This window comes from Streptococcus atopicus (assembly GCF_049166725.1).
GTDB classification, from domain to species: Bacteria; Bacillota; Bacilli; order Lactobacillales; family Streptococcaceae; genus Streptococcus; species Streptococcus hominis.
Genome location: NZ_JBMHFC010000009.1, coordinates 39864 through 53810 on the forward strand (window position 1 = coordinate 39864; position 13947 = coordinate 53810).

18 protein-coding genes and 2 pseudogenes are annotated in these 13947 nt (G+C 35.1%); 10 read left to right on the forward strand and 10 right to left on the reverse strand.

Annotation, left to right across the window (positions count from 1 at the left end; genetic code table 11):
* Nucleotides 1-2: 2 nt before the first annotated feature.
* The 5 genes from ACOMA9_RS06930 to ACOMA9_RS06950 form a co-directional block, all read right to left on the reverse strand.
* Complete coding sequence (locus tag ACOMA9_RS06930; RefSeq protein WP_421425016.1) at nucleotides 3-1235, reverse strand: replication initiation factor domain-containing protein; 1233 nt, start codon at nucleotides 1233-1235, stop codon at nucleotides 3-5.
* A 212-nt stretch (nucleotides 1236-1447) separates the two neighbouring features.
* Entirely contained in the window at nucleotides 1448-2587 is a 1140-nt protein-coding gene (locus ACOMA9_RS06935) for a tyrosine-type recombinase/integrase (RefSeq protein ID WP_002273085.1), read from the reverse strand.
* Complete coding sequence (locus tag ACOMA9_RS06940) at nucleotides 2574-2777, reverse strand: DUF3173 family protein (RefSeq protein ID WP_000998327.1); 204 nt, start codon at nucleotides 2775-2777, stop codon at nucleotides 2574-2576. Before ACOMA9_RS06940 ends, ACOMA9_RS06935 begins: the two co-directional genes overlap by 14 nt.
* Complete coding sequence (locus ACOMA9_RS06945) at nucleotides 2774-3766, reverse strand: replication initiation protein (RefSeq protein ID WP_421425019.1); 993 nt, start codon at nucleotides 3764-3766, stop codon at nucleotides 2774-2776. Before ACOMA9_RS06945 ends, ACOMA9_RS06940 begins: the two co-directional genes overlap by 4 nt.
* 225 nt (nucleotides 3767-3991) lie before the next feature.
* A complete protein-coding gene (locus ACOMA9_RS06950) occupies nucleotides 3992-4174 on the reverse strand; it encodes a hypothetical protein (RefSeq protein ID WP_000204837.1) in 183 nt (60 codons plus the stop codon).
* A gap of 248 nt (nucleotides 4175-4422) precedes the next feature.
* Here ACOMA9_RS06950 and ACOMA9_RS06955 point away from each other — a divergent pair, with 248 nt between their 5' ends.
* The 4 genes and pseudogenes from ACOMA9_RS06955 to ACOMA9_RS06970 all read left to right on the forward strand — a co-directional run bounded on the left by ACOMA9_RS06955 (nucleotide 4423) and on the right by ACOMA9_RS06970 (nucleotide 5947).
* A complete protein-coding gene (locus ACOMA9_RS06955; protein WP_421425020.1) occupies nucleotides 4423-4725 on the forward strand; it encodes a helix-turn-helix transcriptional regulator in 303 nt (100 codons plus the stop codon).
* Nucleotides 4726-4747: 22 nt separating this feature from the next.
* Nucleotides 4748-4867: pseudogene (locus tag ACOMA9_RS06960) on the forward strand (type IIL restriction-modification enzyme MmeI); the annotation flags it as partial.
* A gap of 67 nt (nucleotides 4868-4934) precedes the next feature.
* On the forward strand, nucleotides 4935-5552 hold the full coding sequence (locus ACOMA9_RS06965) for a DNA alkylation repair protein (protein ID WP_049533341.1): 618 nt from the start codon (nucleotides 4935-4937) through the stop codon (nucleotides 5550-5552).
* A 26-nt stretch (nucleotides 5553-5578) separates the two neighbouring features.
* Nucleotides 5579-5947 carry an EXLDI protein gene (locus tag ACOMA9_RS06970; RefSeq protein WP_421425023.1) on the forward strand — a complete coding sequence of 123 codons (369 nt, stop codon included), beginning with the start codon at nucleotides 5579-5581 and terminating at the stop codon, nucleotides 5945-5947.
* A gap of 305 nt (nucleotides 5948-6252) precedes the next feature.
* Here ACOMA9_RS06970 and ACOMA9_RS06975 read toward each other — a convergent pair whose 3' ends face one another.
* From ACOMA9_RS06975 to ACOMA9_RS06990, 4 genes are read right to left on the reverse strand one after another with little or no spacing between them, the layout of a single operon-like run.
* Entirely contained in the window at nucleotides 6253-7941 is a 1689-nt protein-coding gene (locus tag ACOMA9_RS06975) for an FtsK/SpoIIIE domain-containing protein (protein ID WP_421425026.1), read from the reverse strand.
* Between the two features lie 13 nt (nucleotides 7942-7954).
* The gene (locus ACOMA9_RS06980; protein WP_421425028.1) at nucleotides 7955-8416 is read right to left on the reverse strand and encodes a conjugal transfer protein; all 462 of its coding nucleotides are present in this window, start codon (nucleotides 8414-8416) and stop codon (nucleotides 7955-7957) included.
* A gap of 21 nt (nucleotides 8417-8437) precedes the next feature.
* Entirely contained in the window at nucleotides 8438-8734 is a 297-nt protein-coding gene (locus ACOMA9_RS06985) for a hypothetical protein (protein WP_049488286.1), read from the reverse strand.
* A gap of 34 nt (nucleotides 8735-8768) precedes the next feature.
* Nucleotides 8769-8951 (reverse strand): hypothetical protein, encoded by a 183-nt coding sequence (locus tag ACOMA9_RS06990; protein ID WP_421425030.1) that lies wholly within the window; start codon nucleotides 8949-8951, stop codon nucleotides 8769-8771.
* A gap of 663 nt (nucleotides 8952-9614) precedes the next feature.
* Here ACOMA9_RS06990 and ACOMA9_RS06995 point away from each other — a divergent pair.
* Nucleotides 9615-9953, forward strand: coding sequence for a helix-turn-helix domain-containing protein (locus ACOMA9_RS06995; RefSeq protein ID WP_421425032.1), 339 nt, complete (start codon nucleotides 9615-9617; stop codon nucleotides 9951-9953).
* A gap of 7 nt (nucleotides 9954-9960) precedes the next feature.
* Nucleotides 9961-11190, forward strand: a complete 1230-nt coding sequence (locus ACOMA9_RS07000; RefSeq protein WP_421425034.1) for a Shedu immune nuclease family protein — start codon at nucleotides 9961-9963, stop codon at nucleotides 11188-11190.
* Between the two features lie 33 nt (nucleotides 11191-11223).
* Here ACOMA9_RS07000 and ACOMA9_RS07005 read toward each other — a convergent pair whose 3' ends face one another.
* Nucleotides 11224-11571 (reverse strand): hypothetical protein, encoded by a 348-nt coding sequence (locus ACOMA9_RS07005; protein WP_421425036.1) that lies wholly within the window; start codon nucleotides 11569-11571, stop codon nucleotides 11224-11226.
* 191 nt (nucleotides 11572-11762) lie between these two features.
* Between ACOMA9_RS07005 and ACOMA9_RS07010 the strand changes: the two genes are divergently transcribed.
* From ACOMA9_RS07010 to ACOMA9_RS07025, 4 genes and pseudogenes are all read left to right on the forward strand, one after another.
* Nucleotides 11763-12626, forward strand: coding sequence for an ImmA/IrrE family metallo-endopeptidase (locus ACOMA9_RS07010; RefSeq protein WP_421425038.1), 864 nt, complete (start codon nucleotides 11763-11765; stop codon nucleotides 12624-12626).
* 2 nt (nucleotides 12627-12628) lie between these two features.
* Nucleotides 12629-13306, forward strand: coding sequence for a helix-turn-helix domain-containing protein (locus ACOMA9_RS07015; RefSeq protein WP_421425040.1), 678 nt, complete (start codon nucleotides 12629-12631; stop codon nucleotides 13304-13306).
* 2 nt (nucleotides 13307-13308) lie between these two features.
* Nucleotides 13309-13807 (forward strand): annotated as a pseudogene (locus tag ACOMA9_RS07020) (Y-family DNA polymerase); the annotation flags it as partial.
* A complete protein-coding gene (locus ACOMA9_RS07025) occupies nucleotides 13793-13909 on the forward strand; it encodes a hypothetical protein (RefSeq protein WP_421425062.1) in 117 nt (38 codons plus the stop codon). The pseudogene ACOMA9_RS07020 and the gene ACOMA9_RS07025, both read left to right, overlap by 15 nt.
* The last annotated feature ends 38 nt before the right edge of the window (nucleotides 13910-13947 follow it).

A 13947-nucleotide genomic window follows, 5' to 3' on the forward strand; every position in this document is an offset into this window, starting at 1 on the left:
TTCTAATGTTCATAATGTTTACTAGCTTTGAGTAGTTTTAACATTGCCTTCCCACGATCTGTAATTTCCCCGCTATTTTGTATCATCTTCATGTATTCGGTCTGCATGATACGATCAGCTTCTGAAACTAAAGCAAGAGAGTTCGCTACTTGATAGGTCAGCCAGCGAATAGTTCGTTCAATAGAGTAGGGTTGGGGACTGGTTGAGAGTTTCAAGGGTTCTACCCCACCAAAAAGTTGTTGCCATTTTTGGTCAGGCTTATAGGCTCCAAATTGATTGATTCCATCATAGACTTGCATTTCATGATTGATAACCCCACGGGCGATTTCCCCAAGGTCTACACCGTTGATGTATTCCTCAATAGCTCCTTGTGCTTTCTGGTCTGAAAAGCGAAGTTCGTAGCGATTCCAGATACTAAAAATCTCCAAGGATTCTTCCAAGGAGATATTTTCTTGACGGGCTAGTTCATAGCGTTTCTCGTAAAAGTTAAAGTAGAGTTGGCTTTGCCTTGAGCCAAAGTAGAGAGATAAACCGTGATTGGCTTCCATATCCTCATTATCAATAAAAGAGCCACCCCCTGTTACATTCCATTTCCGAAAGGTATTAAGAACTATTTCTTTAGCGTAGAGTTTCTCAATTAACTTAGGGATATGAATCTGTTGGTCTTCTTTTCCAAAGCCTTTGTAGAGCTCATCTAGAGCGATATCTAACCTCTTAATTCGGCAATTCTCATAAGCATAGAAGAGATTTTGAAGGAAGGCCTGCCAAGTGATTCCCTTGTATTCTAGGAGTACTTCCAACTCACGGCACCCTTGCCCTGATAGTTGAAGACAGGATTGGTAGTCTTTGGTTTCTGCTTTATCAAAGAAATCAAAAATCCAGATATTGCCTCGTTGCCAAAGATGGGTGTAGTTCATGAGCCGTGTTTCCTGAGCGCTAAATTCGCTCAGATGACAAAAGAGAAAGTTTTCACAGAAAGACTCTAAGTCACGTAGAGCAGGAAAAGAGATTCGCAAGTAGTCAATCCGAGCACGCAAACTTTGTTTTTCATGCTCTCTATGAAAGCCTAGTTTGGCTTTTAGGTCACGGAACTTTTCAATGCTCAATCCTCTTTCGCCAGCTTCGTAGGAGCGATAGGTTCTAGTAGGTAGGTCAACCGCTTCTGCAAATTGTTTTTGGCTCATGCCTGTTTCTTGACGGAATTTCTTAAGATTGAATGGGCTTATTTTATCCATTCATGGGGACACCTCCTTTTTAATGAGTGACACACTTTCTAAAATTCGCAATCCCAACTCTCACAAGGAATGAGGAGGGTTGGACTTTGCCATTTTGCCAAATGTAACCCCCCTATTAGAAATAGTGGGAAAATATGAAAAAAAGCCCTTTAAAATGAGGCTTTTGAGGCGTATTTTCTTTTTTTGGTAGCTAATTTGGTAGCCAAAGAGATTTAGTCAATAAAATCACTTGATATGAGATTGAGTTTATCTGTTAATTCGGAATCAGCGTTTGGGTATAAATGACTATAAATGCTAAGTGTAGTTTTGACATCAGAATGACCTAATCGTCTTTGAATATATAGAGCATTTACATTATATTCATTAATAAGTAATGACGCATGGGAGTGTCTTAAACCTTTTGGTTGAATGTATTTAACTCCTGCACGTTTAGAATATTTTAGAATCTGGTCTCTAATACTACGTTTACGATATGGATTTCCATCAAGCGATAGAATGAATGGTATCTTGTCAACTTTTGCTTGTCGTTCTTTCCATTCTTTAAGTACGTTTAGAGTATTATCATCAAGGCCAATGGTTCGTCTGGAGCTTTCAGTTTTTAGTTTGTTACGCCGAACCCAATTTTCACGATTTATGTACTGTAAGTTGTGATTGATTGCTAGAGTTTTCTTTTCAAAATCTACATCTTCCCAATAAAGAGCAGTCGCCTCATTTACACGCATTCCTGTAAAATAATAAAGCCAAAAAAGTGTATAAACAAAGTGCTCAAAATAACTCTTTTTATCAAGTGATTGTATTACTTTTTGGAACTCGTCTTTTGTCCAAAAATCTATATGTTTTTTTATGATTGGAATTGGACTGATATTACTTGTTGGAATTTCATGAAAAATCAACCCATATTTTTTTGCAGTTTTCAAAACTTGATTAAGCAATGTCATCTTGTTTCTTGCATATGAATTTGAATATCTCTCTAATAAACCGTTTCTATAATTAATCACATCATAAGTAGTAATTTCTCTAGGTTTTTTCTTACCAAAGTATTGAATAAATTCATCGAATATAACTTGACGTCTGTGTTCTAGATCCGGACTTGTTGTAGCGTAATAATTTGGCATAAAAACTTCTTCCATAAACTGCTTAAAAGTCCATTGAGTATGCTTAATTCCTCCTTTTTGTTGTATCTTATTCAAGGCTCTTGTACGTGCTTCAAAGGCTTCTTTTGCGGTTTGAAAACCACGTCTACGTTCTTGATAAGGTTTACCAGTAGCTAGGTCAACTCCAGCTTTAAAATAATAAGTATATTTGCCAGTCTTATCATCTTTCGTAACACCGGTATATCTAGTTTTTGACATGTAGTTCCTCCAATCCAAGTATCTCCGCTACAACTGATACTGGAACAGTTCCAAGTCCTTTATTATTATAAAAATCGAATCCACGTTCAACCATAATATGTTTTGCTTGCCGTAAAATATTATAAGCAGTCCATTTTGAAAAACCTAAGTCCATAATTTCTTGTACTGTCATAGTTAATTTATCGTTCATATGTCAATTTCTCCTTTACTAGTAAGTTCTAGGAATTCTCCTATTAATTGTTTGAGTTCATTATTTAATCGTGGGGTTTGTTCTTTAAGTGCATCTTGTAGCTCTAAAGAAAATGAGCTACTGTCAAATGCTTTTAAATGTTTTCTAAGTCTAGTTTTTTTAACTCTTATAGTATTAGGTTTCAGATAAGGGAATAATTCGGGTAAGAGTGCTGGTTCATGAAGAAAAATATAGGCAAATGCTTTGCTATCATCTGGAACACTTGAAAGACTAAAAAAGCTAAAATTCTCCAATCGTTTAGAAATCTCTGAAATGGTTTCCTCGTTTATAGCCTTTGTTCGTAGTTGGAACTCTAACCGCCACCAAAAGGGTTTGTTTTCTATATCTAATTTATCAGCTCTTTTGTGACTTAGTACCTCTATATTCTTATCGTACAAACGTACTTGAACGTTGCTACCACTTGCACCCCAGTATTTACTTTCTATATTTCCCCCTCTACCGTAGAATATTTTATGACTAACCCCTCCTTTGATATGTTGTAAAAAAACTATTTCTGGCCTGTTAAAGATATCAAAAGCAAGATCTAATCGTGACAGTCTAATTTCTAATCGATTTAATCGAGCGTAATTCATAATCTGCCTCCACACTTGTAACCCCTCAAATTCTTTTAGTGAGTTTGGGTTGAAGTCTAGGCGTATGACTTGATAACCACCATAATCCGATAGTTGAAAGAAAATTAGATTTATACTATCTTCGTTTATCGTTTTATAAAGAGTAAAATAGTCTTCTCTTAGATTTTCTTGAATACTAAATTCTTGAATTATATTATCGAGTGATTTTCGTAATTCACGAAATATTCGTCTAAGTGATTGATTTTCACTATCAAAGATTACTGTTAATCGGTCAATACTGATATAAATAGATTTTTCTAGTTCTGATAAATCTACTTTATTTTGATATTCTCGTAGAGATTGAATGGTATTTTTCAATGTAACGCCTCCTTTCTATGCTTAAAATCTGCGTAATTCGTTGCTACTATTGATTTTTGCCAATGGCTCGTTACTTAGGACGTTGCCTTAAGTGTATCGGATTGCTGGCTGTTAGAAACGCCAGCTTTTATGTTAGAGATTGGGAGAACTTCGAGCTTCGGGCGCTCTGCCTTCGGCCCGCGCCCTTGCACTTGTCTCCCAATCTCTAATTTATTAGTTTTTAAACTACCCAAAATACTTGTCTAGAAAACTCGAGAGCAGTTCAAGTGCTCGAAGTTCAATTTCTTCGTCTCGAATATCGTTAAATACATCATCATTTACTTGAATATATTCTTCTAAACTAGGCGAATAAAAAGAATGAGTATTGTTAATTTTGTTGTTTTGAAATGCCAATTGTGTTGATGTCATAATATCCTCAATCTAGCCATATCTCACTTTTTATGGACTTTTTATTACCATTTTGGTATAATTGTATTGGTTTTAAACGAAAGCCTCAGAACGCTTTGCAGAGCTTTCAGGGGTGTTTTTGCATACTCATAAATTTAACTAGTATCACTTATTTTGTATGCTTTGTTTTTATATAACCGTTTTGGTTATATAAGTATAATACAACCATTTTGGTTATAAGTCAATAGAAAAATGAAAGGAATTTTAAAATGTTAAAAGACAATATAAAAAAAGCCCGACTAGATGCAGGACTTACTCAATTAGAAGTTGCTGAAAAGTTAGGTGTAGCTCAAGCCCAGTACGCTAGGTGGGAAAACGGTGGGAGAAATCCAAAAGATGAAACAGTAGAGAAACTAGCTGAAATCTTAAATACTTCTTTTGAGATTCTTAAAGGACGAGATGATGGCCTTGAGGAGATAGTTAGTTTATTGAGAGAGCATGAATTAACAGAGGAAGATAAAAACCAAATTATTAGTCTTTTACAGGACTTCTTAATAAACAAGTCAAAATAATGCATTGGTTGGAGAATTAAAAGTGAATAACATCCGAGAACAAAAAAAGCAAGCTAAAGCATTTATTAAACGCTGGGAAAACCGTGGCAATGAAAGACAAGACAGTCAGTCATTTTGGCTTGATTTGCTCCAATCTGTTTATTGAATTGATAAATGAGAAGATTAAAGCGTTGTAGGAAAATAGATATTTTATGAGGAGGCGAGGCAACTTGAAAGAATATATTGCGAGTTTAGAAAAAGAGTTTTCTTTGATAGAAAATGGTTTCAAAGAGGAAGAGAAAAGAGCCTTAACTGATTATAAAGCTAATGATAATGAATATGCTAAGAATTTGGCATTTTTAGCATATAAATCTGATACCTATCAAGTAAGAATGTACGGTGTATTTCTTTTTGGATATTTATCAGAACAAGCTGATATTTTAGCATTTATGAGAGATGAAGTTTCCAAGGATGACAATTGGAGAGTTCAGGAAGTATTGGCAAAGGCATTTGATGAATTTTGCAAGAAAATAGGATATGAAAAAGCACTTCCAATAATTGATGAATGGTTAAAAAACAATAATCCTAATACAAGGAGAGCAGTTACAGAGGGGTTAAGAATATGGACAAGTAGACCATATTTCAAAGATAATCCGAATGAAGCTATTGAAAGAATTGCAAACTTAAAAGAAGATGCAAGCGAATATGTGAGAAAATCTGTTGGAAATGCTTTAAGGGACATTAGTAAGAAATTTCCAGAGTTGATTAAAATTGAGCTTGATAGCTGGAAATTAGAAAGTAAAAAGATACAACAGGTTTACAAATTGGCAAGTAAATTGATTGTATGACAAATTTGAATTTGTGGAGGTTTTCTATGAAGTATGAAGAAATTAAATTAAATATTTCAAATGATAAAATTAGCAATTACAAAGTATTTAAAGGGGTGAAGCTGTATTCTGAAATATTTAAATCCGAAGATGAAAAGAAGTTAATAAATAAAAGAGTATTTGTAACTCCAAAAGGAAACTATGTTTATTATGAAAGGACAGATATAAATTGGAACTATTGGTCAGATAAAACAAGATATGATTCGAGTTTTGAATTAAGTGATATAAAACATAATATAGTATTTGAAGTATCAACAGAATTGACTAAGTTTACAAAATATTTAGGAGAAGAAGTAGTCAAAAAAATTATGTTTAAAGAAAAAAATGGAGAAATAGTAGAAGTACTGGATATTTAGTACATCTTGAACTCCCTATTTATTAGATTAAGTAAATTTGGAATTTTCGATTGATGATGATTGGAGAAGACTAGGATAACTAATTGAAAGGTGTTGTGTATACTATACTTTAAGGGATTGGTCTATTTTGGTAGCTTTTTGGTAGCCAAACAGTCAAAGGATTGGAATTTCATAAAATACATTACAAAAAGAATGTTGATTTATCAGCATTCTTTTTTATTTCCAATTGATTCTCGGAATTAGAAATCGGGGGTTTCATCATCAGAAACTAGGAACTTCGGGCTACGGTCTGCGCCTGACTTGTGTCAGGCTTGCCCTTGCCCTTGTCCTAGTTCCTGATGACTAAGTGCCATCTGAACGGCTTTGGCATAAGATCTTCGTCCCCCCTCTTCAAAGTGAACCAGAGTTTCAAGAAGAAGTTTTTCTTGAAAAGGTTCAATGAGAATAGCGGAGTCAGTCCGTTCAAATGAGATCTCGTGCTCTTCCATATAAGGGATGATTTTTCGAAGAGTTTGCATCTTTAGATCGTGCTCCTCCGCAAATTCCTTGAGTGGTCTCTTGTTTGGTTCGTTTCCTATAGCCTCCTTTTCCTTTATAGGAGCAATTTTTTCAACCGGTGCTTTATATTCTTCAAATACTGAGAATTCCTCTCCTTCAAATTCCATAATGGGAATTTTAGCGTATTCATCATAGAATGAAAATCCTTGATCAAGTGGAATATAAGGTGAATAAAATTCTCCAGCAAGATTACCATTTGAAGCAATATAACCACGACCGACTACTTTCACTCCATTAATCTCGTCTAGCTTTTTAAATTTTTTGGTTTTATTAGCATCTCCAAACATCATGTCATATCCTGTTGATTCTAAATGACCGACAGAAAGACGCATCATAAAGTTGTCCCGAAGAGAAGTTTTGATATATTCTCCATCAGGCCTTTGCATGGCAAAGATCACATATACTCCAGCTTGACGACCCTCCAGAACGATTTGAGTTAGGTATTCCATGAGCTCCGATTGTTGGCTATAGTCTCGATCAATCTTGGCCATAAGAGCTGCCCACTCGTCCACAAGAATAAATTTAGGCTTTAGATTGTACTGGGTATAAAAGGTACCTGGTCTATAGTCTGGAAAAGACGTTAAGACTTCATAGCGCTTCTTCATAAACTCGACATTCTCTCTAAAGCAATGAATGATATCCTCTTTACTAGAATACACTCGACCATGAAATACTGGAAGTTTCTTTAAAGAAGCTAAGTCTGAGTTTTTAGGATCACAAATATCGATATAGCCAACTTTTAATAGGGCATAGATAATGGACATGAGAGTAACAGTTTTTCCTCCGCCAGTACCTCCACCAACTAGTAAGTGGGAATCTTTCACATAGTCCCAGTATACATCTTTCATAAGTCGGATTTTTGAACCTTTCACTTCAACTTGATCAATTGAAATGCGACTATCAATCCGATTGATGGCAATTTTGTATTTAACAAAACAATTATCAAAACTCTTATCACGAAAGTCCCCATTGAACATGACTTCAAGAGTAGAGCCAAGATTTAAAAATCGATCTTGAAACTTGTTTCCTTCTAATATAAAACTGACTTGAATTTCGTAATGACTTTGTTTTAGGTAAACTTTTGGAAGATTGATTTTCTCAACTATTCCTTTATCTCGTTTGACCTTTTTAACTAGATAGAGGTTATTCTCTAGCAAAAAGCGAGAAAGAATTCGAAGGCTGTTGAGCTTTTGAAAAAAGAGCAACTTTCTGTAGCAAACCCTATTGATAAACCAAGAGAAGATCAAAGAAAAGAGGAATACAGTTCCTAGAAAATATCCTTGGGGTAAGGGATGGACTTTTAATTCTTCTAACTGTAAGTAGCTGTTGAAACTAATAGCCAACAAAAAAGGAAACCACCAGATAAACCATGTGATTCCCTTTAGTTTACGATGAAAAACGCGAACTCTTTTTCCTCTATAGGTAAAGAGTTTCATCCTGCATCACCTCCTAGTTTTCCTTCTTATTTTCTACCGGTTTGTTTTCTTTAGTCGGTGCGCTTCCAGCTTTTTTCTTGATTTTAGAAGCAAAAAGCTTATAGATATCATTACGATTGACATGAGTATGCGTAATAACAATATCTTCTAGTTCAACCTCTTCTCGATATTTAATGCCTAAATTTTCAATTTCAGACTCAGACATATCTGCGATAGTGAAAAAAAGTGTTTCGTGTTGGACAGAAGAATGAATCCCTACAACAATCCCACGGATCTCACCTGTATTGACTTGGACAAATGATCCATCAGGGTTCCGTTGTGAGCGATCCACCTCAAAGATGATATCCGGGCCTTCAATGCCTCGGAAAGTCAGTTTTCCAAGGACTGCAGGGACATCTAGCCCATCTGTAATGACACGATAAGTTTTGTCAGCAATTTGTAGTTTTTCTCCGTAGTTTAATCCAATTTTAGCCATGTGATTTTCTCCTTTTATTTCTTATTTTTTAAGTACCAATTTTTCCGCAAAGACATTGAGATAAGGTGCAACAGTATTGCCATTTAGAGCAGTGTCTGGGAAAAAAATTGGGTTAACCGCTTCTACTAGAGAATCTTCTGGAAAGACTGTTGTAGAGGCTGGTGTAATGACATGAAAGGCACCGTGCTCTGCGCTGTTTAGAATGTGACGTTGGTATTTGCCTTCTTTTCTAAAAATAAATTTAGGAGCATCTCCTAAACGTTCATAGTAAGCAGGGCCAATAAATTCGGGTTTCATTTTAAGTGTTTCTGAGATCATAAGAGTTTCCTTTCTGAGTGTAAAATAAAAAGAGTTAAGCTAGTTGCTTCACTCTTGAGTAATAGTGATTAAAAATTTTGCGTTTATACATGCGACTATAGAGATCAATATCTCCATAAGCAAATCCTGTTTCTTTTGCCTTAGAGACCAAATGATCCATATCTACCAGGGCTTGACTATATAGTTTAGCTAGTAGACTTTCTGAACTATCAAACATCTCATAAGTAAATAGATAGTTTTCATAGAGTCGTTTACATTGTAATGCGAAAAAAGTTTGTCATTTCATTCTCCTTTATTGTAATAAGTAAAAAAGCTACTAAGTGAAAAAAGGAAAGAACTTAGTAGCTTGAGAGTAGGTCTATCAAAAGATAGACAGCAGTAAAGAAAAGTTATTTGGTTGGAAAGATCCCTCTTTCCACGGTGGCAACGTTTAGCAAGGTGCATTGCGTCAATTACCATCGCTTTCCCAGCCAATCTCTTTAGGTAGTCATGATCATGCCCAAAAGATTCTCTTACGCCCTTTGGCGAAGCCAGTTCACTTTACTATTCGGAAAAGTGCGAAAGTCCGAAATGCGTGGAAGCCCACAAGAATTGATTCTTGTTTTTTTATCTTCACTTCAACCATAAAACGGACTTGACTTTTAGTATCAAATAAATTACAATAAAGGTACGAAGTTTAGTGTAGTTTGATAGTCAGTCCTCTGGTTGTCAGACGCACTTTTTATTTAATTTGCAATGAACAGTGATAGGAAGCCTTTGGAATAAGGCTTTTATTTCAAAGATACTTATATCCTATCGGCTATATTTATATTATATATCCAACTGGTTATAAAGTCAACTGTTTTTTGTAAAAAATAAAAATTTTTTGAAGGAATAGACAATGGAATTTGCAGAACGGTTGAAATCATTGAGATTACAAGCAAAATTAACACAGACGGAAGTGGCTGAAAAAGTGGGTGTCTCTCAACCTCAATATGCCCGCTGGGAAGCAGGAAAAAGAAAGCCAACCTCAGAGACACTTCAAAAATTTGCAGACTTTTTCGGAGTTACAATGGACTACCTGTCAGGAAAAGATGATGAAGATGAATTATCAAATGTTGAAGTTCTATTCCGTATGGCATCAGACGGTATGACGGATGAGGAAAAAGCTGCCTTCCGTGAAGAATTGATGGATTTCATGAAAGAACGGAAGAAAGCTTTTGAAGAGGATAAAAAATAAGATAATTATGAATAGAATTTTTGAAAAAAACAATAAGATTTATATATCATTTGAAAATAGTTGGCGTCCTGTGTATTCGTTAGATAGCAAATTCACATCTCGAGGGACATTTCATTTACGTCCAGGGTTGTATTTTTTTATTGATGAATATGGAAATTTAGAACAAGGTTCTTATAACTATCAAGATGAATGGGCAATTGAAATTGGGGATTTAAAAGATGAATACCTTATTCTAAACGCAGAAGTATTTAATTTAAAACATGAAGTTAGAATACATAGTTCTTTTATTGATAAATTAAAGTTAAAACATTTTGTTACAAATAGAATATCAAATTTTAAAAAAATTGACGACTTAATAAACGAAGATTTAATTATTGTACCAGAGGTTTATGATGATTCAAAAAATCATATCACATTTGAAGAATACAATGAATTAATAAAATCATTTCCGACTAAGACAACTTTAGAGCATTATACGAATAAAGTATTATCTGAAAAAATTGAAGAACATTTTGAACTAAATAAAAATTATGAAGAAATTTATGAAAGACATATAGAAAGAAGGGAAAAAGTAAAAAATAAGTCAATTAATCAACCTTTGTTTTCGGATGACATTGATAGCCAAATAACAGAAAATGAAATTCAAAAATTTAATTTGGCTTTTCAAAAATTAGAAGAACTACTAGAAAACGAGGGAGTACGTGAAAAAAAATGGCAAGAGGAAATATTGAATATTATTTTATTAATTTATCCTCACTACCAATTTGCGATTGATGAAGTAACTATGGGAAACAATAAACGGGTTGATTTCATCCTAGTTGACTTTCTAAATAATGTAGATATCATTGAAATAAAAAGACCTGAGAAGTCTATTTTGAGAAAGGCGAAATATAGAGACAATTACGTTCCTTCACTTGAATTAACAGGTACAGCAATGCAAGTAGAATACTATATACGTCAACTCACTGGGAATCCTAGTCAAAATATTAAAAAAATCGAAGAGAAGCTGAGAAAGGCTGGTTTTGATGAAGAAGTTCAAATTAATAATGTTAAAGGAATGATAATAATGGGTAGAACGAATACCTTTAATGAGAGACAGAAAGAAAGCTATAGGATACTTAAAAATCAATTTTCAAACATAATTAGTATTATAAGTTATGATGAACTCCTCGATATATTAAAAAATATAATAGAACGATTTACGAAGGATGGTTTAGATAAGGTAGTTGATAACTAGTATCATAAAAAGTGGACAGTTGTCCACTTTTTATTAATTAAATCTTTTGATTTCTTTCTTATAAGTCTTACTACCTTTTTTGAAGTACTGGCGTTCGGAACCTGTAATATTTGCTGTGATAACATAATCCTTGTATTCATATTTGAACGTTGGATTGACGAATCCTAAGATTTCAAAGGTCTGTGTGTCAGTATCAATCGTCATGCTGCTAGTTGAATCTTCGGCATCAACAGTACCTTTATCGCCTTTAATTGTGATGACCAGGTCAGTTCCGAAGTCGCCGATTTCATAGTATTCCCCGTCTATATTAGGTTTGCTTGAGCAAGCGACTAAGACGATGGTAGTAAAAGCAAGTGCAATAAAGCTAAGTAAATTTTTCATAAATGTTTCCTCATAGATGGAATTTATTTTACAAGAATCGTGTTACAAATGTGTTAATGATAGGGTTTCAATCTGGTTGCAAGATAGGCGTGTTAGTTATTAAACTAATTTTCGGTGGACAATCGTCCACTTTTTTTATATAATCTTAGTCAACCAAATAGTTGACTGATAAATTTGTGAGGAGGTGTGCTGTGAGAGACGTTTATACAAGAGTAACCCAAATTGCAAGAGAACAACTATACCGATTTATGAAGGATAATCAGGTGTCACCCCTGAATTATCACTTTCATTACTATTTCGATAATTGCATCCAGAAATTCGGTATCAAAGTAATGGAGCATCACTTTACCAATCAGAAGATTGAAGGACTTACTATGATTGATGAGGATGGTATTTCAATCTCATATGAAAGTCAGAACCCGCAAGTAAAGCAGAACTTCACCAAATGTCATGAACTAGGTCATTATATCTTGGGACATTCAGGTAAACAGTTTACACAATTAAGCAGTAAAGAAGATACAGTTGAAGAAAGCGAAGCCAACCAGTTCTCAGCTTATATTCTCATGCCTGATATTGTCTTGCTGTCAAAAATCTATTATCGCTTGGATAGTTTCAAACAGGTCATGACAGAGTTATCCGTATCAGCAGATGCCTTGAAATTTCGATTACAAGATTTATTCCGCTATCGTTTGAAACGAGATAATCAAGAGGTTAGCTCAGCCATTTATCAATATCAAACAGGTCAAAGCAAGCCTGTTCTCAGTCTTTTTGAAGAAGCCCATATCGAGATTGAAGACGAGTACCGAGCGGTGGAAGAGGATGTTCTTGCTAAAGTTCTGAATCGCTTGAGAGAGTGTTATTTTGTGGCAAGTACAGAGTTCCCTGAGTTGCTAGAAAATAGCTTTCGCAAGGAATTAGAGAAAGAAGATGATATTGATACTTGGTTAGAGTATGACTTTGGGCAGTCAGTAGGCTACGCCTGGCGTACAGATAAGTTGACCGCAAAGCAAGCGAAATCAAGAGCAAAAACAATACTCCTATTAGAAAAGAGGTAGTTATGTATCAACCTGATAAATTAAAACAAAAACGAGAAGAACTAGGCATAGAGCAACAAGAGTTGGCTGAACGCATCGGTGTTTCAAAGCAGGCGTACTTCAAGTGGGAAAAAGGCTTGTCAAAACCAACTAAAGCCAATATTACTAAGTTGGAAAAAGTCTTAAAGGTTCCAGAAGGTTATTTGAGCGAAGATGAAATCTCATCCCTTTATAAGCAACTGACAGAGCCAAACCAGGAGAAAGCCATTACCTACGTTCGTGACCTGGTATTGTCACAGAAGGTTATCAGCATTGCAGAGAAGCGTTCAGAGTATCATGTTTACGAGAAACTTTCTGCAGGTATTGGTGCCTCTGTTTATGGTGACCTGGACTATGACGTGGTTTATTACAACGAAGAACTACCTCACGATTTTGCCTCTTGGGTTGACGGGAACTCGATGGAACCGACCTACCAGAATGGAGAAGTAGCTCTTATTAGAGAAACTGGATTCGATTATGACGGTGCTGTTTATGCAGTCGTCTGGGATTCACAGACCTACATCAAGAAAGTCTATCGTGAGGAAGAAGGCCTCCGCTTGGTATCAATCAATAAAGATTATCCTGACAAGTTCGCTCCATTTGATGAGAACCCACGAGTTGTCGGAAAGATTGTTGGTCACTTTATGCCTTTGGAGGACTAACTATGGGCTATTTTGATTATTCACGAGAACCAAAAAGTGATATAGCTTTTGTGGATATGAAATCCTTCTATGCTAGCGTTGAGTGTGTAGAGCGTGGACTGCATCCTTTGAAAACCTCTCTTTGTGTCATGAGTATAGTGGAGAATGCTAATGACTTGATATTAGCTTCCTCGCCGATGTTTAAGAAAGTGTTTGGTAGCCGTTCCTATGACCTGCCTTTTGATATTAAGACCAAGAAATTCAACTATTATGTAGCACGCAGACAAGGCCTGCCTATAACCCTTGATTATGTCCGATTTATCGAAGAGTGGGCTAGGATTACTCATATCGTTCCCCCCTCACATGGACTTGTATATTGAGAAAAACATGGAAATCCAGCACATTTTTCAAAACTTTGCCAGCCCAGATGACATTCTCCCTTATTCTATTGATGAGGGATTTATTGACCTTACATCATCGCTAAAATACTTTGTACTTGATGAGAATATCAGTCGTAAGGACGGGAGAAACCACTATTTCTATTTTACTGTTGAGTTTAGTAGGAATAAAGTGGGAGTGAGGAAGTTTAGATATAGAGGAAATACTCTTTCTAGCGATTTTTAGCTGTGGTATAATAGAATGTAATAAGATAAACAAGGAGT

Coding starts and splice junctions, on each gene's coding strand:
- ACOMA9_RS06985 (WP_049488286.1), bottom strand. CDS start 8,734: ATGATCTCAGAAACACTTAAAATGAAACCCGAATTTATTGGCCCTGCT.
- ACOMA9_RS07015 (WP_421425040.1), top strand. CDS start 12,629: ATGTATCAACCTGATAAATTAAAACAAAAACGAGAAGAACTAGGCATA.
- ACOMA9_RS06950 (WP_000204837.1), bottom strand. CDS start 4,174: ATGACATCAACACAATTGGCATTTCAAAACAACAAAATTAACAATACT.
- ACOMA9_RS06995 (WP_421425032.1), top strand. CDS start 9,615: ATGGAATTTGCAGAACGGTTGAAATCATTGAGATTACAAGCAAAATTA.
- ACOMA9_RS06955 (WP_421425020.1), top strand. CDS start 4,423: ATGTTAAAAGACAATATAAAAAAAGCCCGACTAGATGCAGGACTTACT.
- ACOMA9_RS06970 (WP_421425023.1), top strand. CDS start 5,579: ATGAAGTATGAAGAAATTAAATTAAATATTTCAAATGATAAAATTAGC.
- ACOMA9_RS07005 (WP_421425036.1), bottom strand. CDS start 11,571: ATGAAAAATTTACTTAGCTTTATTGCACTTGCTTTTACTACCATCGTC.
- ACOMA9_RS06975 (WP_421425026.1), bottom strand. CDS start 7,941: ATGAAACTCTTTACCTATAGAGGAAAAAGAGTTCGCGTTTTTCATCGT.
- ACOMA9_RS06940 (WP_000998327.1), bottom strand. CDS start 2,777: ATGAACGATAAATTAACTATGACAGTACAAGAAATTATGGACTTAGGT.
- ACOMA9_RS07000 (WP_421425034.1), top strand. CDS start 9,961: ATGAATAGAATTTTTGAAAAAAACAATAAGATTTATATATCATTTGAA.
- ACOMA9_RS06980 (WP_421425028.1), bottom strand. CDS start 8,416: ATGGCTAAAATTGGATTAAACTACGGAGAAAAACTACAAATTGCTGAC.
- ACOMA9_RS06990 (WP_421425030.1), bottom strand. CDS start 8,951: ATGTTTGATAGTTCAGAAAGTCTACTAGCTAAACTATATAGTCAAGCC.
- ACOMA9_RS06935 (WP_002273085.1), bottom strand. CDS start 2,587: ATGTCAAAAACTAGATATACCGGTGTTACGAAAGATGATAAGACTGGC.
- ACOMA9_RS06930 (WP_421425016.1), bottom strand. CDS start 1,235: ATGGATAAAATAAGCCCATTCAATCTTAAGAAATTCCGTCAAGAAACA.